Source organism: Halomonas sp. SS10-MC5 (assembly GCF_015992245.1).
Lineage (GTDB): Bacteria > Pseudomonadota > Gammaproteobacteria > Pseudomonadales > Halomonadaceae > Halomonas > Halomonas sulfidoxydans.
Genome location: NZ_CP065435.1, coordinates 1,572,212 through 1,591,356 on the forward strand (window position 1 = coordinate 1,572,212; position 19,145 = coordinate 1,591,356).

At 62.9% G+C, this 19,145-nt stretch carries 18 protein-coding genes and 7 tRNA genes; 15 read left to right on the forward strand and 10 right to left on the reverse strand.

Translation table 11 applies throughout. The features are described from left to right. Positions 1-88 precede the first annotated feature (88 nt). From I4484_RS07435 to msrB, 3 genes are all read right to left on the reverse strand, one after another. Positions 89-1,321 (reverse strand): pyridoxal phosphate-dependent aminotransferase, encoded by a 1,233-nt coding sequence (locus tag I4484_RS07435; protein ID WP_197450331.1) that lies wholly within the window; start codon positions 1,319-1,321, stop codon positions 89-91. A gap of 65 nt (positions 1,322-1,386) precedes the next feature. After that, positions 1,387-2,367 (reverse strand): ribosome biogenesis GTPase YlqF, encoded by a 981-nt coding sequence (gene ylqF / locus I4484_RS07440; RefSeq protein ID WP_197450332.1) that lies wholly within the window; start codon positions 2,365-2,367, stop codon positions 1,387-1,389. 71 nt (positions 2,368-2,438) lie between these two features. After that, the gene (gene msrB / locus I4484_RS07445; protein WP_197450333.1) at positions 2,439-2,840 is read right to left on the reverse strand and encodes a peptide-methionine (R)-S-oxide reductase MsrB; all 402 of its coding nucleotides are present in this window, start codon (positions 2,838-2,840) and stop codon (positions 2,439-2,441) included. Positions 2,841-2,991: 151 nt separating this feature from the next. Between msrB and I4484_RS07450 the strand changes: the two genes are divergently transcribed. From I4484_RS07450 to I4484_RS07505, 12 genes are all read left to right on the forward strand, one after another. Further along, a tRNA-Glu gene (locus I4484_RS07450) sits at positions 2,992-3,067 on the forward strand. Between the two features lie 47 nt (positions 3,068-3,114). Beyond that, positions 3,115-3,189: transfer RNA gene (locus I4484_RS07455), tRNA-Gly, on the forward strand. A 40-nt stretch (positions 3,190-3,229) separates the two neighbouring features. Continuing rightward, positions 3,230-3,305: transfer RNA gene (locus I4484_RS07460), tRNA-Glu, on the forward strand. A 58-nt stretch (positions 3,306-3,363) separates the two neighbouring features. Then, positions 3,364-3,438, forward strand: a tRNA-Gly gene (locus I4484_RS07465). A gap of 20 nt (positions 3,439-3,458) precedes the next feature. Beyond that, positions 3,459-3,534: transfer RNA gene (locus tag I4484_RS07470), tRNA-Glu, on the forward strand. A gap of 44 nt (positions 3,535-3,578) precedes the next feature. Further along, positions 3,579-3,653 (forward strand) — tRNA-Gly (locus I4484_RS07475). 167 nt (positions 3,654-3,820) lie between these two features. Beyond that, complete coding sequence (locus tag I4484_RS07480) at positions 3,821-4,783, forward strand: ABC transporter ATP-binding protein (RefSeq protein ID WP_197450334.1); 963 nt, start codon at positions 3,821-3,823, stop codon at positions 4,781-4,783. Then, positions 4,780-5,553 (forward strand): ABC transporter permease, encoded by a 774-nt coding sequence (locus I4484_RS07485; protein WP_197450335.1) that lies wholly within the window; start codon positions 4,780-4,782, stop codon positions 5,551-5,553. Before I4484_RS07480 ends, I4484_RS07485 begins: the two co-directional genes overlap by 4 nt. Beyond that, positions 5,550-6,383: an NADPH-dependent 7-cyano-7-deazaguanine reductase QueF gene (gene queF / locus I4484_RS07490; RefSeq protein WP_197450336.1), complete on the forward strand. Its 834-nt coding sequence runs from the start codon at positions 5,550-5,552 to the stop codon at positions 6,381-6,383. The genes I4484_RS07485 and queF overlap by 4 nt, the downstream gene beginning before the upstream one ends. A gap of 92 nt (positions 6,384-6,475) precedes the next feature. Continuing rightward, the gene (locus I4484_RS07495; protein ID WP_197450337.1) at positions 6,476-7,036 is read left to right on the forward strand and encodes a nitroreductase family protein; all 561 of its coding nucleotides are present in this window, start codon (positions 6,476-6,478) and stop codon (positions 7,034-7,036) included. Positions 7,037-7,040: 4 nt separating this feature from the next. Then, positions 7,041-7,610 (forward strand): YiiD C-terminal domain-containing protein, encoded by a 570-nt coding sequence (locus I4484_RS07500; protein WP_197450338.1) that lies wholly within the window; start codon positions 7,041-7,043, stop codon positions 7,608-7,610. A gap of 38 nt (positions 7,611-7,648) precedes the next feature. Continuing rightward, positions 7,649-7,736 (forward strand) — tRNA-Ser (locus I4484_RS07505). A gap of 175 nt (positions 7,737-7,911) precedes the next feature. On the opposite strand, the gene I4484_RS07510 is transcribed toward I4484_RS07505, so the two are convergent. From I4484_RS07510 to I4484_RS07535, 6 genes are read right to left on the reverse strand one after another with little or no spacing between them, the layout of a single operon-like run. Further along, a complete protein-coding gene (locus I4484_RS07510; protein ID WP_197450339.1) occupies positions 7,912-8,481 on the reverse strand; it encodes a cob(I)yrinic acid a,c-diamide adenosyltransferase in 570 nt (189 codons plus the stop codon). 22 nt (positions 8,482-8,503) lie between these two features. Continuing rightward, positions 8,504-9,415: an ArgK/MeaB family GTPase gene (locus I4484_RS07515; protein ID WP_197450340.1), complete on the reverse strand. Its 912-nt coding sequence runs from the start codon at positions 9,413-9,415 to the stop codon at positions 8,504-8,506. Position 9,416: 1 nt separating this feature from the next. Beyond that, the gene (locus I4484_RS07520) at positions 9,417-10,595 is read right to left on the reverse strand and encodes a CaiB/BaiF CoA-transferase family protein (protein WP_197450341.1); all 1,179 of its coding nucleotides are present in this window, start codon (positions 10,593-10,595) and stop codon (positions 9,417-9,419) included. After that, entirely contained in the window at positions 10,592-10,987 is a 396-nt protein-coding gene (locus I4484_RS07525) for a cobalamin-dependent protein (RefSeq protein WP_197450342.1), read from the reverse strand. The genes I4484_RS07520 and I4484_RS07525 overlap by 4 nt, the downstream gene beginning before the upstream one ends. Positions 10,988-11,021: 34 nt before the next feature. Further along, positions 11,022-12,632 carry a methylmalonyl-CoA mutase gene (locus tag I4484_RS07530; protein WP_197450343.1) on the reverse strand — a complete coding sequence of 537 codons (1,611 nt, stop codon included), beginning with the start codon at positions 12,630-12,632 and terminating at the stop codon, positions 11,022-11,024. Beyond that, positions 12,629-13,405 carry an enoyl-CoA hydratase/isomerase family protein gene (locus I4484_RS07535; RefSeq protein ID WP_197450344.1) on the reverse strand — a complete coding sequence of 259 codons (777 nt, stop codon included), beginning with the start codon at positions 13,403-13,405 and terminating at the stop codon, positions 12,629-12,631. Before I4484_RS07535 ends, I4484_RS07530 begins: the two co-directional genes overlap by 4 nt. Positions 13,406-13,549: 144 nt before the next feature. Here I4484_RS07535 and I4484_RS07540 point away from each other — a divergent pair, with 144 nt between their 5' ends. Beyond that, positions 13,550-14,809: an MFS transporter gene (locus I4484_RS07540; RefSeq protein WP_197450345.1), complete on the forward strand. Its 1,260-nt coding sequence runs from the start codon at positions 13,550-13,552 to the stop codon at positions 14,807-14,809. On the opposite strand, the gene I4484_RS07545 is transcribed toward I4484_RS07540, so the two are convergent. After that, a complete protein-coding gene (locus I4484_RS07545) occupies positions 14,782-15,570 on the reverse strand; it encodes an IclR family transcriptional regulator (protein ID WP_197450346.1) in 789 nt (262 codons plus the stop codon). The genes I4484_RS07540 and I4484_RS07545 overlap by 28 nt on opposite strands. Before the next feature lie 322 nt (positions 15,571-15,892). Between I4484_RS07545 and I4484_RS07550 the strand changes: the two genes are divergently transcribed. Together I4484_RS07550 and I4484_RS07555 are read left to right on the forward strand one after the other, a co-directional pair. After that, positions 15,893-16,909 carry a TAXI family TRAP transporter solute-binding subunit gene (locus tag I4484_RS07550; RefSeq protein ID WP_197450347.1) on the forward strand — a complete coding sequence of 339 codons (1,017 nt, stop codon included), beginning with the start codon at positions 15,893-15,895 and terminating at the stop codon, positions 16,907-16,909. A 101-nt stretch (positions 16,910-17,010) separates the two neighbouring features. Beyond that, on the forward strand, positions 17,011-19,032 hold the full coding sequence (locus I4484_RS07555; protein ID WP_197450348.1) for a TRAP transporter fused permease subunit: 2,022 nt from the start codon (positions 17,011-17,013) through the stop codon (positions 19,030-19,032). Positions 19,033-19,145: the final 113 nt, after the last annotated feature.

The following is a 19,145-nucleotide window of genomic DNA, read 5'->3' on the forward strand; positions in this document are numbered from 1 at the left end:
ATGGCCCAGACGAAATCTGCTGAATTAGATACGGCCCGTTAATGGAGGTTTCAAGTGCGCGGTGTAAAAAACCGCTCTGCTCCGACGGTTACTGGCGATAGCGCGACAGGAAGCGGGCGAAGCGATCCAGGGCGTCGCCGAGCTGGTCGGCCCAGGGCAGGGTGACGATGCGCACGTGGTCCGGTTCCGGCCAGTTGAAGGCGGTGCCCTGCACCAGCAGGATCTTCTCCTGCAGCAGCAGGTCGAGCACCAGCTTCTGGTCGTCGTGAATGGGGTAGACCTTGGGGTCGAGCCGCGGGAAGGCATAGAGCGCGCCCTTGGCCTTGGTGCAGCTCACCCCGGGAATCGCATTGAGCTTGTCATAGGTGATGTCGCGCTGTGCCAGCAGGCGGCCGCCGGGCAGGATCAGGTCGTTGATCGACTGGTAGCCGCCCAGGGCGGTCTGGATGGCGTGCTGGGCCGGCACGTTGGCGCACAGACGCATCGAGGCAAGCATGTTGATGCCCTGGATGTAGTCGCGCGAGCGCTGCATCGCCACGCCGCCCGAGAGGATCATCCAGCCGGAGCGGAAGCCGGCGCAGCGGTAGCTCTTGGATAGCCCGTTCAGGGTCACCACCAGCTGGTCCTCGTCGGCCAGCGCCCCGGTGGAGACGTGCTCGGTATCGTCGTAGAGGATCTTGTCGTAGATCTCGTCGGAGAACACCACCAGGTCGTGCTCGCGGGCGATGGCCAGCAGCTCGCGCACCACTTCGGGGGGGTAGACCGCGCCGGTGGGGTTGTTGGGGTTGATGATCACGAGGGCGCGGGTGTGCCCGGTCACCTTGGCGCGCACGTCGGCGATGTCCGGTGCCCAGTCGGCCTGTTCGTCACAGCGATAGTGCACGGCGTGGCCGCCGGCAAGATTGGCGGCGGCGGTCCACAGCGGGTAGTCGGGGGCCGGGATCAACACCTCGTCGCCATCGTTGAGCAGCGCCTGAAGTGCCATCACGATCAGCTCGGAGACGCCGTTGCCGATGAAGATGTCCTCGATGCCGACACCGGGAATCTCCTTGCGCTGGCACTCCTGCATGATCGCCTTGCGCGCCGAGTAGAGTCCCTTGGAATCGCAGTAGCCCTGGGCGGTGGGCAGGTTGCGCATCACGTCCTGGAGAATCTCCTCCGGCGCCTCGAAGCCGAACGGCGCGGGATTGCCGATATTGAGCTTGAGGATGCGCTGGCCTTCGTCCTCCAGCCGCTTGGCGTGCTCGAGCACGGGGCCGCGGATGTCATAGCAGACGTTGTCGAGCTTGTGCGATTTCCTGAACAGGGTGGGCGTGTCCATTGAGGTGTCCGAGATTGCTGTGGTGTCCGGTGGCTCCGGTCAGCCGTACTGCCGGAACTCAGTGATTATGCGGAGTTATGAGCGCCGCCGCCATCGTTGTTCGCTGCTTCGGCGGCGGTATCTTCCTCCTCCGCGGGAGCGGGGATATCGGCCGGGGTTTCCAGCGTCAGGGGGCCCAGCTTGCCGTCGCGCAGCTCGTGCAGCAGCACCTCGGCGCCGCGGTGCAGGTCGACTTCGCCGCCCGGGCGCAGGCCGCCGCGGCGGCTGGCGATCTCGGTGAGGATCGCATGTCCGTCGAAGCCGGCCACGGCCAGCAGGTCGATGCGCTGGGGGCCGTCGGCCTCGACCTGCTCTGCCTGGGGGTTGGGGGCGTAGGGTGGCAGTTCGCTCAGCTTGTAGCGGGCCCTGAGCGCCTCGGGGTAGCGCCGGGCCAGCTCGGCGGCGGTAACCACGGCGACGTCGACATAGTCGATGGCGGTGTCGCGGATGGCGCCGGTGGCCGCCAGACGGTAGGCGCTGGCCTGATCCTCGATCTTCGGCCACAGCACCCCAGGGGTGTCGATCAGCGCGACCCGCCCGGCGATGCGCACCTTCTGCTGGCGCTTGGTCACCGCCGGTTCGTTGCCGGTCTTGGCGATGGCCTTGCCGGCCAGGCCGTTGATCAGGGTCGACTTGCCGACGTTGGGAATGCCCATGACCATCACCCGCACGTCGCGGTCGGCGCGCACCTGGCCGGCCAGCTCGTGGCACAGCTTGGGGATGCGCTTGAGCTCACGGGCGTTGGTGGTGGTCACGGCAAGGGCCCGGGTATCGGGCAGCGAGTCGAAGTGAGCGACCCATTCACGAGTACGCTGCGGGTCGGCCAGGTCGGCTCGCGAGAGGATCTTGAGCACCGGCTTGTGGCGAGTCAGGCCGGCCAGCATGGGGTTGGCGCTGGAGTAGGGCAGGCGGGCGTCGAGTACCTCGATCGCCACGTCGATTTCCGGCAGCGCCTCCTGGATCTGGCGGCGCGCCTTGTTCATGTGTCCCGGATACCAGCCGAGCATGTGCCACTCCTGCAAACGTACGAGGCCGCCCATCATAGCAGAAGGGCAGCCTCGGCAGAGCAGCGGGCGGGCTATTCGCCGGGATGGAAGGCAATGGCCACCGAGTTGATGCAGTAGCGCAGCCCGGTGGTTTCAGGCGGGCCGTCGGGGAAGACATGTCCCAGGTGGGCGTCGCAGTGGGCGCACACCACCTCGGTACGGCGCATGCCATGGGACTCGTCGAAGCGCTCCTCGACGGCCGCCTGGCCGAGCGGGCGGTCGAAGCTCGGCCAGCCGCAGTGGGATTCGAACTTGTGCTCGTTCTCGAACAAGGGAGCGTTGCAGCACACGCAGTGGTAGATGCCGTGCTCGTCGGTCACTCGGTAATCGCCGCTGAAGGGACGTTCGGTGCCCTGCTGGCGCGTCACCCGGTACTGCTCCGGCGTGAGTTGGGCTTGCCACTCGGCATCGCTCTTCTCGATCTTCTTGCGCATGGCCTCTCTCCTGCTGGTGCGTCCTCACATCAGACATCCATAGCTTGGCTGTTTTCCCTGGCTTCGGCCAACCCAGGCCGACAGTTGACAGCTTCGGGGGGCTTGAGTAACATTCGCGCCACCTCGTTGAGGCAGAGAGCGAGACGGCTGCGTCCCATTCGTCTAGTGGTCCAGGACACCGCCCTTTCACGGCGGGAACAGGGGTTCGAACCCCCTATGGGACGCCACTCGTTTCACGCTCGTTTCGACAGGTACCGGAGTGCAGGACCGAAGTGCGGGAATAGCTCAGTGGTAGAGCATCGCCTTGCCAAGGCGAGGGTCGGGAGTTCGAATCTCCTTTCCCGCTCCAAATTCTGTTTCGGCAGAATGCGCAGGTTCGCTCCAGCTGCGTCCCATTCGTCTAGTGGTCCAGGACACCGCCCTTTCACGGCGGGAACAGGGGTTCGAACCCCCTATGGGACGCCACTTTCCGGTTGCACCCGCGATAGCGGTTGCATTGCTGATAGCTTAGACTGTCGTGCATGCGGGAATAGCTCAGTGGTAGAGCATCGCCTTGCCAAGGCGAGGGTCGGGAGTTCGAATCTCCTTTCCCGCTCCAGCGCACTGTCTGGCTGCTGCGTCCCATTCGTCTAGTGGCCTAGGACACCGCCCTTTCACGGCGGGAACAGGGGTTCGAACCCCCTATGGGACGCCACCTTTCGGTTATACTTGTCGAGCAGGATGACCGATACCGATCAAGCGGGAATAGCTCAGTGGTAGAGCATCGCCTTGCCAAGGCGAGGGTCGGGAGTTCGAATCTCCTTTCCCGCTCCAGTTTTCTTCTCAGCCTTGAAGATGCCAAGGCTCGGCCCCCCACATTAAATTTCGATGACCTTGCCCATGGGCGAGGACAATCGCGTTTTTCCTGTGCCAGGCTTGAAAAACCCCTTCGCGCCCTAATCTCTTGAACTCGCTTTTTCATCCCAACGCAAGGATGTCCCATGGCCGAACCGGCGCTGTCGATCCGTGGCCTGACCAAGGTCTACGGCAACGGCTTCCACGCCCTGAAGGGCATCGATCTCGACGTCGAGCAGGGCGACTTCTTCGCCCTGCTGGGCCCCAACGGGGCCGGCAAGTCCACCACCCTGGGGGTGGTCTGTTCACTGGTGCAGAAGACCGCCGGGCAGGTCTCGATCTTCGGCATCGACATCGACCGCGACTTCGCCCGTGCGAAGTACCACCTGGGCGTGGTGCCCCAGGAGTTCAACTTCAACCAGTTCGAGAAGGTGCTCGACATCGTGCTGGCCCAGGCGGGCTACTACGGCATGCCGCGGCGCGAGGCCCTGCCGCGTGCCGAGCGGCTGCTGAAGGACCTCGGCCTGTGGGACAAGCGGGGCGGCAGCGCGCGCATGCTCTCCGGCGGCATGAAGCGCCGCTTGATGATCGCCCGCGCGCTGATGCACCGGCCCAGGCTGCTGATCCTCGACGAGCCCACCGCCGGGGTCGACATCGAGCTGCGCCGCAGCATGTGGGAGTACATGCGCCGCATCAACCGCGAGGAGGGCACCACCATCATCCTCACCACCCACTACCTCGAGGAGGCCGAGAGCCTCTGTCGCAACGTGGCGATCATCAATCACGGCGAGATCGTGCGGAACACCAGCGTGCGCGGCCTGCTCGCCGAGCTCGACACCGAGACCTTCCTGCTCGACCTGGCACACCCGGTGGAACGAGCTCCCCACGTCGAGGGCTTCGAGGTGCGCCAAGTGGAGGCCGCCCAGCTCGCCGTGGTGGTGCACCGCGGCCAGCGCTTGAACGACGTCTTCGGCGCCCTGGGCGAGCAGGGCATCGAGGTGGTCTCGATGCGCAACCGCGCCAACCGGCTGGAGGAGATGTTCGTGTCGATGGTGGAGCAGGGCAGCGAGGAGCGCCTCCAGGCCGAACAGGCGGAGGCGGGCAAATGAACGCTAGCCAGATCGCCATCGCCCTCTGGACCCTGGTGGTCAAGGAGATCAAGCGCTTCACGCGCATCTGGCCGCAGACCCTGCTGCCGCCGTCGATCACCATGGCGATGTACTTCATCATCTTCGGCAGCCTGATCGGCTCGCGCATCGGCGAGATGGACGGCTTCAGCTACATGGACTTCATCGTCCCGGGGCTGATCATGATGGCGGTGATCACCAACAGCTACTCCAACGTGGCGTCTTCCTTCTTCTCCAACAAGTTCCAGCGCAGTGTGGAGGAGATGATGGTCTCGCCGATGCCCAACTGGGTGATCCTTTCCGGGTTCGTGCTGGGCGGCATGGCGCGCGGCCTGGGCGTGGGACTGATCGTGACCCTGGTATCGCTGTTCTTCACCCGCATCAGCGTGGCGCACCCGCTGCTGACCGTCGGCGTGGTGGTGCTCACCGCGGCGCTCTTTTCCATCGGCGGCTTCATCAACGCGCTGCTGGCCAACAAGTTCGACGACGTCTCCATCGTGCCGACCTTCGTGCTGACGCCGCTGACCTACCTGGGCGGGGTGTTCTACTCGATCTCGCTGCTGCCGACCTTCTGGCAGAACGCCTCGCTGCTCAACCCGATCCTCTACATGGTCAACGTCTTCCGCCACGGTTTCCTCGGTGTCTCCGACATTCCGGTAGGCTGGGCGCTGGCCGCCATCGTCGCCTTCATCGTCGTGCTCTTCACCGTCGCCTTGTGGATGCTCGAGCGCGGCAAGGGGATACGTTCATGACACATCGCCCCGATACGCTCGAGCACGCCCCGCTGGGGCGCGAGTCGGCCTACCCGGAGCACTACAATGCCGGACTGCTCTATCCCATTCCCCGCGCCGCCAATCGCGCGCCGCTGGGTATCGAGGAGGGCAGGTTGCCCTTCGTCGGCGAGGACGAGTGGCATGCCTTCGAGGTGAGCTGGCTCAACGCTCGCGGCAAGCCGCTGGTCGCCGTGGCGCGCTTCCGCCTGCCGGCCGAGTCGCCCAACCTGATCGAGTCGAAGTCCTGGAAGCTCTATCTCAACGGCTTCAACCAGACCCGCTTCGACAGCCGCGAGCAGGTGATCGCGACCCTCGAGCGCGACCTGGCGACAGCCGCCGGCGCCCCGGTGGCCGTCGAGCTGTTCGGTGTCGACGACGAGGCGCTCGCCGTCTGCCGGCTGCCCGGCGAATGCCTCGACGACCTCGATATCGAGATCGACGCCTACACGCCCAGCGCCGAGCACCTCACGGTCGGCGAGGAGATCGTCGAGGAGACGCTCTACTCGCACCTGCTCAAGTCCAACTGTCCGGTCACCGGCCAGCCCGACTGGGGCAGCGTGCTGATTCGCTATCGCGGCCCCAGGCTCGAGCGCGAGGGCCTGCTGCGCTACCTGATCGGCTACCGCCAGCATCAGGACTTCCACGAGCACTGCGTCGAGCACATCTTCATGGACTTGATGGCCCGCGCGAAGCCCGAGCGGCTGCTGGTGCTGGCGCGCTACGTGCGCCGCGGCGGGCTCGACATCAGCCCTTGGCGCGCCACGCCGGGCGAGCGCCCGCCCGAGCCGCTGCGCCTGTCGAGACAGTAGGCCTGGCGAGCCCCTCGGCCCGGCACGACAGTAAACGGGGCAGCTGGTAGAGTTTGATCGATCTCTTTCGACGACTTGGCATGGGAAATGGTATGGACGCACTCACCCTGTTGCATCAGCGCAGTTCGATGGGCAAGTTGATGGGCCCGGCACCGAGCCCCGAGCAGATGGAGGCGATCTATCGCGCCGCGCTGCGCGCACCGGACCACAAGGAGCTGCGACCCTGGCGCTTCATCGAGTTCACCGGCGAAGGGCTCGAGCGGTTGGGCGAACTCTTCGCCGAAGCCGAGTACCGCGAGGACCCGAGCATCGAGGATGCTGCCCTGGACGCCGCCCGCAAGAAGCCGCTGCGCGCGCCGATGATCATCGCCGTGATCGCCAAAGTCACCCCCGACGTGGAGAAGGTGCCGAAGATCGAACAGGTGATCTCCGCCGGCTGCGCCGGCCACGCCATACTGCTCGCTGCACACGCCCTCGGGCTCGGCGCCATGTGGCGCAGCGGCAAGTACGCCTTCGATCCCACGGTGCGCAAGGGGCTCGGCCTGGAGGAGGAGGATGAACTGATCGCCTTCCTCTACCTCGGCCAGCTCGGCGGGCGCCACAAGCCTATCGCCGAGCACCGTATCAGCGACTTCGTCGAGCGCTGGACCTGACGCCATGCGTGAAGTCGGCGTTCCCCATCCGCGCCTGCCGCTGCCCGCCCCCGGGGAGCGAGACGACCCGCAGGCCTTTCTCGCCTGGCTCGGTGAGGCCATTCCCATGGTCGAACACCTCGGCATCCGCGAGATGCGCCAAGAAGGGGAGCGCCTGGTGTGGGAGCTCGCGCTCGTGCCCAACCTCAACGACAAGGGCACCGGCTTCGGCGGGGCGCTCACCGCCCAGACCACCCTTCTTGGCTGGTGCTGGACCACGCTATGGCTGCGTGAGCGCGGCCATGCTCGCGACGTCGTGGTGGCCGAGGCCCGCCAGCGTTTCCTGGCCCCCGTTACCGGCGACTACCGCCTGGTCTGCGAGCCCGAGGGCGAGCAGGGCCCCGGAACGCTGGCCGAACGCTTGGCGAGCCGGGGTCGCGGTCGGATCGCCTTGGTGCAGCAGCTCTGGTGCGGCGATACCCTGTGCCTCGAAGCCCACGGCGACTACGCCGTGCTGCCCATCGCATCACCCAGCGAAAGCCGAAAACCGGCTTGCAAACGCGGACTTAAGCCGTTAGACTTTGCGCCGTTCTGACGCACAAGGGCACTGCCCGGGCGATGGAACCACAATGTGGAGAGGTGTCCGAGTGGTCGAAGGAGCACGCCTGGAAAGTGTGTAAGTCGAAAGGCTTCGAGGGTTCGAATCCCTCCCTCTCCGCCACAGAACATGAAAAAGCCGCTGATCTCAGCGGTTTTTTTCTTTAATAGCTTCTTTTACCCCATCCTCCCTGCTTTTCTCTCGGCTTTCTTGGACCATATCCAAGCTAGGCCAGGCAAACCCTAGGGGCTTTGACCTTGTAAGAAATTTCTCGCATTTGTCTGTGAGATGATTAGCTCTAGCCTTGTCTATTCGCCCCTGGGACCCAGAGCACATCTTGGGCGCCATTGGCATTGGCTCTGCGCGCCGCGACGAATAATAGGTCGGAGAGGCGATTCATGTAGCGCAAAGCCTCAAGATGGGTTGGGGCTAGTTCCACCAGTTGACTAATAAGTCTCTCTGCTCTTCGGGCGATGGTGCGGGCCATATGCAAGTGAGAGGATAGCAGGGTCCCGCCAGGGAGAATAAACGAGCGCAAGCTCTTTAGGTCTGAATTGAGCTCATCAATGCGCTTTTCGAGAAACTCGACCTGTGACGAGGTGACACGCAAGGGCGGATAGGGTGGGGCATCTTGCTCGGGCGTACACAGATCGGCGCCGACATCAAACAAATCGTTCTGGATCCTGGTCAGCAGGTGTGTCATGCCCCCTTCGGCGTGACACTGCGTCAAGCCGATGGCGGCGTTGGTTTCGTCCACCGTACCGTAAGCTGCCACCCGCAGGTCATGCTTGGCGACCCGGCTGCCATCGCCGAGGCCAGTTTCTCCCTTATCGCCGGTGCGGGTATAAATCTTGGTAAGCTTTACCATCCCGGTTCCTCCTGCGAGGGCTTTATCTCTGGGTATCCCGGACGAGAGATTGAAGGATGTCGTCATAGGTCTCGGCCAGGCTCTTGGCGTCGAGCAACTGGGGCTGATGTTCCAGCAATTCGGAGACGCGACGTACGATCAGCGATTGAACGTGATAGTGGCGCCGACGCCGTATCGTTTCGCTGGCGCTGCTGTGCCCTGCCTGCCAGGCGAGGTGTTCACTAATGGCAGAGTCCAGCTTGGCCAGCCCCTCTTCGTGCTGCTGGCTGACCTCGATCACCGGGGGGCGCCACGCTGCCTGAGAGCGCTGAACGATGCCGCGGATTTCCGAGGCACTCTTCTTGGCGCCGGGGAGGTCAGCCTTGTTGATCACGTAGATATCGGCCAGTTCAAGCACCCCTGATTTCATCGCCTGGATGGCATCGCCGGCGTTGGGCTGCAGGACCATCACCAAGGTGTCCACCGAGTGGCGAATGGCGTGCTCGGCCTGGCCCACGCCTACCGTCTCCAGCAGCACTTCACGAAATCCGTAACTCTCTACGGTTTCCAGTAGATCCAGCACGTTGTCTGCCAGGCCGTCGTTGGAACTGCGGCTAGCCAGCGAGCGTATGTAGAGTTCGGGTTCGTTGGCGATGGCATCCATGCGGATGCGGTCGCCGAGAATCGAGCCGCCGGTCAGTGGGCTGGTGGGGTCGATGCCGAGGATGGCGACGCCGCCTTGGTCGCGGCAGGCGGCCAGCCGAAGCTTGGCGAGCCGACTGATCAGGGTGCTCTTGCCGGCGCCTGGTGCGCCGGTAAAACCGATACGTGCCGTCTGCATGGAAGGCTCGGGGCGCTGGTCACTGTGCGCCAGGCTTTCCGCCACCGACGCCTGGGCCAGGCGGGTCAGCTCGCGGCCGAGTGCGCGGCGCGAACGAGGGGCAAGACCACTCATGTCAGCCTCCGCTAGCGTTGTGCGAAACGTGACTCTGCCCATCCAGTTCTTCGAACTCCCCGGCATCTTCGTCGAGTAGCGGCGGGGGGCCGTAGTGAGTCGGCTGGCCCTGGAGCTTGATGGGGTTTCCCACCATACGGATCTCGCCATGTGGCGTGGGCACCGAGACGACCATCTGCCGTGAGTGCGTCAACTCAGATTCCAGGGCATCCTCCAGGCTCTGGACCCCGGCCACGACCACGCCGAGAGGGGCGAGTCGTTCGACCCAGCTGTCGGTGGAGCCCGTGGCCAGCACCGCCTGGACCTCGGCGATCACCGCCTCGCGATTCGCGGTGCGAGCGGCCATCGTGGCGTAGCGTGTATCGGTGATCCAGGCTTCGCAACCGATCTCACGGCAGAAGTCGGCCCAGAAACCGTCATGGGTGATGAACAGTGCCAAGTGGCCGTCCTGGGTAGGAAAGATCTGTGCCGGGACGATGTAGGGGTGGCCGCCGCCGGGGTAGCGCTGTGCCTTTTGCCCGGCGTTGAGGTAGCCCCCTGCCAGGTAATTGAGCTGCGATAGCATGGTGTCGTAGAGGGAAACGTCCACCTGGCCGCCCTTGCCCTCGACCAGCTTAGCGGTGAGCCCCAATGCGCCCATGATCCCGGCGGAGTTGTCGACCACGGAGTAGCCGGTCTTCACTGGCGGGCCATTCGGGTCACCGGTCATGGCCATGACGCCGGCCAGAGCCTGAATGACGTAGTCATAGGCGGGCTTCTCGGCGAAAGGGCCCTCGAGGCCGAAGCCTGTCAGTGCCAAGCAGACGATCTTGTCGTTGTGCTTGCGCAGGGCCTCATAGGTCAGTCCCAGCTTGCGGACGGCCGCGGGCCGCACATTGGTGAGCAGGGCGTGTGAATTTGCTGCCAGCTCGCCCAGGCGCTGCTGTCCCGCCTCGCTGGTCAGATCCAGGCTGATGCTGCGCTTGTTGCGGTTGAGGCTGGCGAAGTAGGCATTGTGGGGTCCGATGAAGTGAGGGCCGATCTGGCGGCCGATGTCGCCCTTGCCGGGGGCCTCGATCTTGATCACCTCGGCGCCCAGGTCGGCAAGCAACATGCCGCAGTAGGGGCCCGCCAGCATATGGCTCACCTCGAGGATGCGGATACCGCTGAGCGGGCCTGGGGGGGTGGCGGTATGGCTCATGATAGCTCCCTCTCGATGGCTCGGATGACCTCTTCCAATGGCATGTCGGCGGTGAACACGCCGCAGACTCCGGCTTCAAGCAGCGCTTCACGGTCCTTCTCGGGGATGGTGCCGCCCACGAAGATCTTGATATCGCTGGCGTCGTACTCTTCGAGGCAGCGCATGGTGTCGCTGACCAGCGCCATGTGGCTGCCGGACAGCATGCTGAGCCCCACCACGTCGACATCCTCATCCACCGCCACCTTGGCGATATATTCCGAGCTCTTACGCAGCCCGGTGTAGATGACGTCGGCACCGGCGTCGCGAAGCGCCAGGGCGATCACCTTGGCGCCCACGTCATGGCCGTCCAGGCCGGGTTTGGCGATCAGGATTCTCTTTCCTTTCAAGCTCATGGGGTGTCTCCACTGGGGATGGGTGAGGGCCGGCTCACAGTCGAATGGGTTCCTGAAACTCGCCCCACTGCGATTTGAGCGTGGCGACCATCTCGCCCACCGTGGCATAGGCGTGGCAGCAATCGATCAGGTAGGGCATGAGATTTTCGTCATCCTTTGCTGCGGCCCGCTCCAGTGCCTTCAGCGTCTGCTCCACCTTGGCCGAGTCGCGCTCGTCCAGGACGCGCCGATACTTCTCCTGCACTCGCTGCGCGGCCTGCGGGTCGACCTTGAACACCTCCCCGAAGTCGTCGCTCTGATCGTCACGGCGGAAGTAGTTTTGTCCGACGATGACGGTCTCTCCCTTGTCAACCTTCTGCTTGCGCTCATGGGCACGCTCGGCGATGCGCGCCTGCAGGTAGCCATCCTCGATTGCCTTCTCCACGCCGCCGTATTCGTCGATTTCTTCGATGACCCGGCGCGTCTCCTCTTCCATCTTGTCGGTCAGCCATTCCACATAGTGGCTGCCGCCCAAGGGGTCCACGATCTTCGAGATGCCGCTCTCGTAGGCAATGATCTGCTGGGTGCGTAGGGCAATCTCGGCGCTGAATTCGGTAGGGATCTGGAAGGCCTCGTCGTAAGCGCAGGTGAAGACCGACTGTGCGCCGCCCAGGGTGGCTGCCAGCGTCTCGATGCCCACGCGCACGATGTTGTTGTAAGGCTGGGCGGCGGTCAGCGAGGAGCCACCGCAGACCACCCCGAAGCGGAAGCGTTGCGCCTTGGGGTCGGTGATGCCGAAGCGCTCCTCCAGCAGGGCTGCCCAAAGGCGCCGTGCCGCGCGGAACTTGCAGACTTCCTCGAAGAAATCCATGTGGACGTAGAAGAAGAAGCTCAGTCGGTTGGCGAACTTGGCGGCATCGCCACCACGGCGAATCAGCTCTTCCACGTAGGCCAGGCCATTGGCCAGGGTATAGCCCAGCTCCTCTACCGCGGTGGCGCCCGCGTCGCGCACGTGGGCGCCGGCGATGCTGATCGGGTTGAAACGCGGGGTCTCGCGGTTGGAGAACAGGATCGTATCCGAGATCAGGCGCATGGAGGGGCGCACCGGGAAGATCCAGGTGCCGCGGGCCACGTACTCCTTGAGAATGTCGTTCTGGATGGTGCCGGTGAGCTTTTCGCGTGGCACGCCCTGCTTGTCAGCCACCGCACAGTACATGGCATAGACGATGGCCGCGGTACCGTTGATGGTGAAGGAGGTGGAGATACCGCCCAGGTCGATGCCATCGAAGAGAATTTCGGCTTCGGCGAGGTTGGATAACGAGACGCCTACCTTGCCGACTTCAGAGCGCGCCATGGGATCGTTGGGATCAAAGCCGCACTGGGTGGGGAGATCAAGGGCCACCGAAAGACCCGTCTGGCCGCTTTCCAGCAGGAAGCGATAGCGCTCGTTGGTGTCCTCTGCGGTGCCGAAGCCGGAGTACTGGCGGAACGTCCATAGTCGCCCGCGGTAGCCGTTGGGAAAGATGCCGCGTGTATAGGGTGGCTCGCCGGGGTTGCCCGGGTCGGGGTGGCGAAGCATGTCGGCGGTGATTCGCTCGGGAATCTCGATACCGGAGGCGGTATGCGGCGCAGGAATGGGGGGTGTGCGGTTTCCGGAATCGCTCATGGAGATTTCCTCGTATTCAGAATCTTGTCGGCGGCTTCCCAGTGATCGTCATGTGTCCAGGTGGCGACGAGATGGCGGGTCTCGATTTCGGCCAGTTCTGCTTTCGACAGACCGTCGGCATGGCTCAGCGCAAGGGCCTTGAAGCCCCGCAGGACCTGAGGTGCCTGGGCGAGCATGGGCTTGGTGAACTGCTCGACACACTGCTCGAGCGTCTGACCCTCTTCGGCCACTTGGTCGATCAAGCCGATGCGCTGTGCGGCATGGGCGTCGAGTAGTTCGGATCGGGTCAGTAGGCGCAATGCCAGCGGTGCCGGGAGACGGCTCAACAGGCGAGCGCCCCCGCCCCAGGCGGTCGTGATGTTGAGCTTGCCCTGAATGAAGCCAATGCGGCTGGTGGGCGGGGCGATGATGAAATCGCAAGCTACGGCGAGTTCTGCGCCACCGCCAATGGCATCGCCATTGAGGGCTGCGATGACGGGAACCGGAAACTGGCTCACCGCATCGAGCGCGCGCCTTGCCTCGTGGCTCATGGTGGTGGCTTGTTCTTCGCTGCGTACCTGAGCGAGATCCCGCAGATCGCCACCGGCGGCGAAGCTCTTGTCACCGGCACCGGTCAGCACGACCACTTTCCACTTGGGTTCGGCGGCGTGCTCAGTGAAGACATCGGCGAGTTCGTTGAGCACCGCCCGGGACAAGGCGTTCCGCTTCTCGGGACGATGGATGGTCACCCTCAGCAGAGGGCCTTGCGCGTCGACAAGGAGGTGTTCGGCCATGGAGGCACTCCGACGGAAGATGTTGACGTTGTTTATTTCCGCATAATGAATAAACATACTTATATGTGAATTTATCTGTCAAGTTGAGGTGCCCCTCTGCAATCCGCTCCCCGGGCTGGGCACCGAGGTGAAAGGAGGCATGACATGCCGAAGTCCCCACCACCCACCGCGCCGCTTGCTCCACCTTTGGCCTCTAGGTGGGAGGCGTGGATCGTGGTGGCGTCAACCACTTGGGTTCAGGCATTGACCAGTGCCGCCATGCTGCTGATACCTGTGTTGGCACCGCAGATCGCGGCCGATTTCGGCATCCCCACTAGTCTGGTGGGAATGCAAGTGAGCCTGCTGTATGGCATTGCCATGCTGGTGTCGTGGCAGGCGGGGTCGTTGGCGCGGCGCCTCGGTGCCTGTCGCTCCAGCCAAGTGGCCATGGCGTTGGTCATGCTGGGCTGCGCGGTGGCAGGGGGCGGTACGCCGGCCGCACTGCTGCTTACCACGCTGCTTCTCGGCGTTGCCTACGGCTTGACCAACCCCGCGGCGGCACAGCTTCTGGCGCGTTATACGCCGCTGCGCCATCGCAACCTGCTCTATTCGATCAAGCAGTCCGGTGTGCCGCTGGGTGGTGTGCTGTCGGGTTCCCTGGCGCCGTCACTTTCCCAGGCCTGGAGCTGGCATGCCGCGTTTCTCGTCTTGAGCCTGGCCGCGCTGCTCACCGCCCTGGCTTTGCAGCTGCGGCGCCGCGAGTGGGACAGTGACCGCGCGCCCACCACGCTGCTGCGGGGCTCCGGCAGCCTTGCCGTACTCTATCGGCGTCCGCCGATTCTGTGGCTGGGGATGGCTGGGTTCTGTCTGGCTGCGGCGCAGTTGTCGCTGCTGAGCTTCACCGTGGCGTTCATGGTGGAGGAGCTGCTGATTACCCTGGTTACGGCCGGGGTCATCATGTCGGTCGTGCACGCTTCTGGGGTCTTTGGCCGGGTTGGCTGGGGGATGCTGGCCGATCGCTTGGGGAAGAGCGTGCCCGTGTTGTGCGGCCTGGCCATTGCCATGTTGGTGTTGTTCGTCGCGGTCTCACTGCTAGGACCCGACACCCCGGTCTGGCTGGTAATAGGGCTACTGAGTGCAGCCGGGGGCACCGCGATAGGCTGGAACGGCGTTTACCTGTCAGAGGTGGCGCGGCGCAGCCCACAGGCCGAGGTAAGTGAGGCCACCGCCGCGGTTCTGGTACTGACCTACATGGGAGTGCTGACCGGCCCCGCGTTGTTCAGTGTCATCGTCTCGCTCGGAGGCAGCTACTCCGTCGGCTTCCTGCTTCCGGTGTTGGTATCGCTGATGGCGCTGTTCTGTCTGCGGCGCGCAGTACGAGTGTATGGGACGTCGTCTCAAAGCGAGGCAAGCCGGTCACCATGACGGATCAGGGCCTCGCGGTACCGCTCGTAGTGACGGGACATGCGTTCCATCGGCCCGGCAATGGCCAGCCCCAATGTTTCACCGAACACCGGGCGGGCGATAGCGAGCGCCATCACGTCATCGACATTCTCTCCGCGAGTGACGAAGTAGCCGCGACGCTGGCCATTGAGGATGTCATCCAGAAGCTGGTCGCGGTCGGTAATGGTGCTCGCTGTCACGCTGGGCAAGGGAAGACACTCCAGCAGACTCTGCAACCGCATGCCGCTTTCCTCGCCGAGCATGGCCTTGCCGATGGCGCTGGAGTGTAGCGGTTTAGCGTCCCCCGGGCTCGCCGCGTAGCGCACGGTATGGGTGCCTTCGATGATATCGAGATACACCACGCTGGAGTCCTGGCGCTTCCCGAGAATCACGGTTTCACCGAGTTCATCCCGAAGGTCCTGCAGCAGGGGCGAGACACTCTCGAGCAGCGGATCATGCGAGGCGATCGACTGGGCGATCTGCAGCAGCCGCTTGGTCGGGTAGACGCGCTTCTTTTGCTCCAATACATAGACGTAACCCAGGGTTTGCAGCGTCTTGACCAAGGCGTGGCAACTGCTGACCGGGGCATCGATGCGCTTGGCAAGATCCGTCAGCGCGAGGGGGGTCTGGGCTTCGGCAAAGGCTTCGAAGAGGCTCAGGGTGCGTGCCGCCGTCTTGACACTTTCGGGCCGGGAAGGGGCTTTCTGGCCAACGCCGGTGCTGACGCTAGAGGATTGCTTCATAGTGATTCGTCCATTGCTCTTGAGGTACCGCCGAACGATGCCTGGCGACTGACCGCTTCCTCGCAATCTCGCCAGGGTACTTGATGCGCGAGCGTTTACGAAATTCGGTCAGGTGGGGCTTTCATTTTATTCTGTTTGCTGAATAGTATTACACATGCGTGAAAATCTGCTAGGTTTGTACTGAGCATGACAGCCAGCCGGCATGGCCTAGAGGACATTCACTCCGCGGTCTTGCACACCGGCACACGATGACATCACGAGAAGGACGACATCTCCGAGCGAAAGCCAACGCACCATGGAAACGCCAAAGAGGACAACAACAATGCACACCAACAAGCATGGCACCTCCTTTCGACTGAACGCCTTGACTCTCAGCGCAGCAGGCATTCTTGCGCTCGGCCTAGTGCCGCTGGACACGGAAGCCCAGGCTCGTCTGGCCATGGGGGGCACCCACAGCGGTTCGGCGTTCTATTCCTACCAAGTCGCTGTCGTATCCGATTGGAACGATAACCTCGACGGCGTCAATATGAGTATCCAGGAATTGGGGGGAGCCTCTGCCTCGACCCAAGGACTGCTGAGAGGCGAAGTCGATATGGGCATCGCAGTGACCTCTTCCGATCATCAGGCCATGCAGGGTGATGGCGAGTATGGCTCGCCGGCTGAGAACCTGCGCACCCTTTATTTTTTCGCGCCTCTACCACTGAACTGGGTTGTTTCGGCTGATTCTGATATTCATTCGCTGGAAGACCTCGCCGGGCAGGATTTCAACTCCGGAGGCCGAGGAACCGCTACTGAAGGACAGACCGAGACGGTTCTCGAGATTCTGGGTATAGAACCCAATTACTATCGTGCCGGGGCTAGCGATGCGCTTGACGCCTACCAGAACCGACGCCTGGATGCTTTTGTCAAGGCCGGCTTGCATCCCGATGGCTATATTCAGCAGGCGCATTCATCACGTCCAGTTCGGTTGCTTTCCATGACACGGGAACAGGCAGAGCAAGTCGCTGGCGAACGCGCCTACTTCAGTGTCGGCGAGATCGATTCCCAGGACCATTACGGAGAACAGCAAAGCCCTCTAGTGACCATACAGACCGGCATCGGCATCAACACGACCAGCGAGTTGGATGAGGAGATCGCCTACGAAATCGTGGCGCGTGCCTTCTCCGAAGCTGGCATCAAGGCAGCGGCCGATGGTTATGCCCCTGCGGCTGATATCGATCCGCTACAACTCACGCTCAATGCCAGCGTGGCACCGTTGCATGCAGGCGTGGTGCGCTACTTGAAGGAACAGGGCCACGACGTTCCTGACCGTCTGCTTCCGCCTGAATATACCGAGTAAGTGGTGCTTGGCGGAACCTCAACAACGCGTATAAGGCGGAGAAGGAGCTACGGCTCTGCTCCGCCTGCCTAATGTGAGTTCAAGACGTCGGGGCTTCCTCTATGAGTTCAGATGAACGCGTCACGCATTTACGCCGCTTCGGCGGTGTCGCAGGCTGGCTGGTTGGAAGCCTGGCATTGGCCTGGATTCTGTTTCACGTCGTGACGGCCGGTGTGGGCACGCTTCCCAATTATCAACAGCGTGCTGTCCATCTCGGCGGGGCACTGTTCTTTGTATTTCTGCTCTACCAGGGGCGCCCCCGTTTCCCGCGCCTGCAGCTGTTCCTCATCGACCTGCCTTGTGCCTGTGCCTGTGTGGTGTTGTTGGGTTACGTGTTCGTCAATTATGACGCTATCGTCATGAGCAACTGGTACGTGAACGAGGCGATAGAAAAGGTCTTTGGTGTTTCGCTGTTCCTGCTGCTGCTCGAGGCGGTGCGGCGTACCCTGGGTTGGATGTTTGTCGGGCTGATCGCGGTGTTTTGCTGTTATGCCTACTTTGGGCCCTATCTTCCGGACCCGTTCGGGCACAGAGGTCTCTCGCTCGAGCGGATGATTTACGTCTTCTACCTGGGCAACAACGGGGTGCTGGGCACGCTCATGGGAATTTCTGCCACGGTGGTGGCACTGTTCCTGATTCTGGGGGCGCTGCTCAACGTCAGCGGGGCAGGCGACACCTTCATTCGCATTGCCATGCGCCTGGGCGGGCGTTTACGTGGCGGGGCGGGCATGGTGGCGGTTATCGGTAGTGCCTTCATGGGCATGATCAACGGCAGTACGGTGGCGAACGTGACCAGTACCGGCGTACTGACCATCCCCCTGATGCAACGGCTGGGTTTCAATCGCAACCTGGCTGGCTCCATCGAGGCTGTCGCTTCCACTGGCGGACAGATCATGCCACCCATCATGGGCCCCGGCGCCTTCTTGATGGCGGAGTTGCTGGGAATCCCCTATCTGGAGGTGGTGAAGGCCGCCCTGGTACCCTCGGTGCTGTTCTTTATTGCATTGCTATTGGGGGTCTATCTGATGGCCCGTCGTTATGGGCTGGAGGCGTTGCCGCCGCAATTGATCCCATCCCGCAGGGAGGCCTTCGAGCCATGGGCCATGGCCAACCTGGTAATACCGATCGGGATATTGCTGTTTTTCATTCTGCAACATTACACCATCCAGACGGCGGTGTTCTGGTCGCTGATGTCGATTCTCTTGTTGATGGCCGTCAGCTCGCTGCTGCCGCAACGTAAGAGTGTTACCGAAGCCAGCGATCGCTCGAGTGATCTGGTGGGGCTCGAGGCGCCAACACCACGGCCAAAGAAAGCATCGATACGAGGACGCATGGCCGAGTTACTACGTGCCACCTATGATGGGCTCTACAGCGCCTCGCTCAGCGTGGTGTACATCGCAATGATCATCGCTGCCGCCCAGGTGATGGTCTCGGTGATCAACCTGACGGGGCTCGGGGTCACGCTGTCGCAGGTGATCCTCTCCATCGGTGGCGACTACCTGATCGTCTCGCTGTTGCTGACCATGGCGTTGGCCATCGTACTCGGTATGGGAATGCCGACCCCAGCGGCTTATGCCGTAGGAGCCGCGGTTCTGGCTCCGCCCCTGTTGAATCTTGGTTTCGACCGCCTGCCGTCTCACCTTTTCCTGTACTTCTTCGCCAGTGTTTCGGCAATCACTCCGCCAGTAGCGGCAGGGATATTCGCCGCTATCGCAATCAGTGGTGGAAGCTTCCTCGGCACCGCCCGCTATGCGCTGACCCTGGCCTGCAGTCTCTTCCTGCTGCCATTCCTGTTCATTCTCAACCCTGAACTGACCCTGGCCGGTGATCCTTTGACCATTGTGCTTGCCGTGCTCAGTGCGATGCTGGGAATTGGATTCCTGTCGGTGGCCGCCATCGGTCAACTGGGGGAGAGCATGAGACTGCTACCCCGCCTCATGGTAGGCGCGGGGGCCATTGTCATGGTCACCCCCGGCCTGTGGTTTGACATGGTAGGCATGGTGGGCGTGCTGGTGGGCCTGTTGCTGCATCGCTGGTGGTCCAGCTCCGGCCAAATCGTCAAAGGACGCGATGAGCATGCTTGATGAAGCGAGGTCGATACTGGAAAAACACATCCCTCAGAGGAATTCTCTGTGGGACGTGTTTCGGGTAGCTGCCTTGTTCAAACAGTTGCTTACTCCCCTAACCCAAATGTTGA

What these genes read in the sequence shown, in the direction of transcription:
- I4484_RS07435 (WP_197450331.1), bottom strand. Translation starts at nt 1,321, where the DNA reads ATGGACACGCCCACCCTGTTCAGGAAATCGCACAAGCTCGACAACGTC.
- ylqF (WP_197450332.1), bottom strand. Translation starts at nt 2,367, where the DNA reads ATGCTCGGCTGGTATCCGGGACACATGAACAAGGCGCGCCGCCAGATC.
- msrB (WP_197450333.1), bottom strand. Translation starts at nt 2,840, where the DNA reads ATGCGCAAGAAGATCGAGAAGAGCGATGCCGAGTGGCAAGCCCAACTC.
- I4484_RS07480 (WP_197450334.1), top strand. Translation starts at nt 3,821, where the DNA reads ATGGCCGAACCGGCGCTGTCGATCCGTGGCCTGACCAAGGTCTACGGC.
- I4484_RS07485 (WP_197450335.1), top strand. Translation starts at nt 4,780, where the DNA reads ATGAACGCTAGCCAGATCGCCATCGCCCTCTGGACCCTGGTGGTCAAG.
- queF (WP_197450336.1), top strand. Translation starts at nt 5,550, where the DNA reads ATGACACATCGCCCCGATACGCTCGAGCACGCCCCGCTGGGGCGCGAG.
- I4484_RS07495 (WP_197450337.1), top strand. Translation starts at nt 6,476, where the DNA reads ATGGACGCACTCACCCTGTTGCATCAGCGCAGTTCGATGGGCAAGTTG.
- I4484_RS07500 (WP_197450338.1), top strand. Translation starts at nt 7,041, where the DNA reads ATGCGTGAAGTCGGCGTTCCCCATCCGCGCCTGCCGCTGCCCGCCCCC.
- I4484_RS07510 (WP_197450339.1), bottom strand. Translation starts at nt 8,481, where the DNA reads ATGGTAAAGCTTACCAAGATTTATACCCGCACCGGCGATAAGGGAGAA.
- I4484_RS07515 (WP_197450340.1), bottom strand. Translation starts at nt 9,415, where the DNA reads ATGAGTGGTCTTGCCCCTCGTTCGCGCCGCGCACTCGGCCGCGAGCTG.
- I4484_RS07520 (WP_197450341.1), bottom strand. Translation starts at nt 10,595, where the DNA reads ATGAGCCATACCGCCACCCCCCCAGGCCCGCTCAGCGGTATCCGCATC.
- I4484_RS07525 (WP_197450342.1), bottom strand. Translation starts at nt 10,987, where the DNA reads ATGAGCTTGAAAGGAAAGAGAATCCTGATCGCCAAACCCGGCCTGGAC.
- I4484_RS07530 (WP_197450343.1), bottom strand. Translation starts at nt 12,632, where the DNA reads ATGAGCGATTCCGGAAACCGCACACCCCCCATTCCTGCGCCGCATACC.
- I4484_RS07535 (WP_197450344.1), bottom strand. Translation starts at nt 13,405, where the DNA reads ATGGCCGAACACCTCCTTGTCGACGCGCAAGGCCCTCTGCTGAGGGTG.
- I4484_RS07540 (WP_197450345.1), top strand. Translation starts at nt 13,550, where the DNA reads ATGCCGAAGTCCCCACCACCCACCGCGCCGCTTGCTCCACCTTTGGCC.
- I4484_RS07545 (WP_197450346.1), bottom strand. Translation starts at nt 15,570, where the DNA reads ATGAAGCAATCCTCTAGCGTCAGCACCGGCGTTGGCCAGAAAGCCCCT.
- I4484_RS07550 (WP_197450347.1), top strand. Translation starts at nt 15,893, where the DNA reads ATGCACACCAACAAGCATGGCACCTCCTTTCGACTGAACGCCTTGACT.
- I4484_RS07555 (WP_197450348.1), top strand. Translation starts at nt 17,011, where the DNA reads ATGAGTTCAGATGAACGCGTCACGCATTTACGCCGCTTCGGCGGTGTC.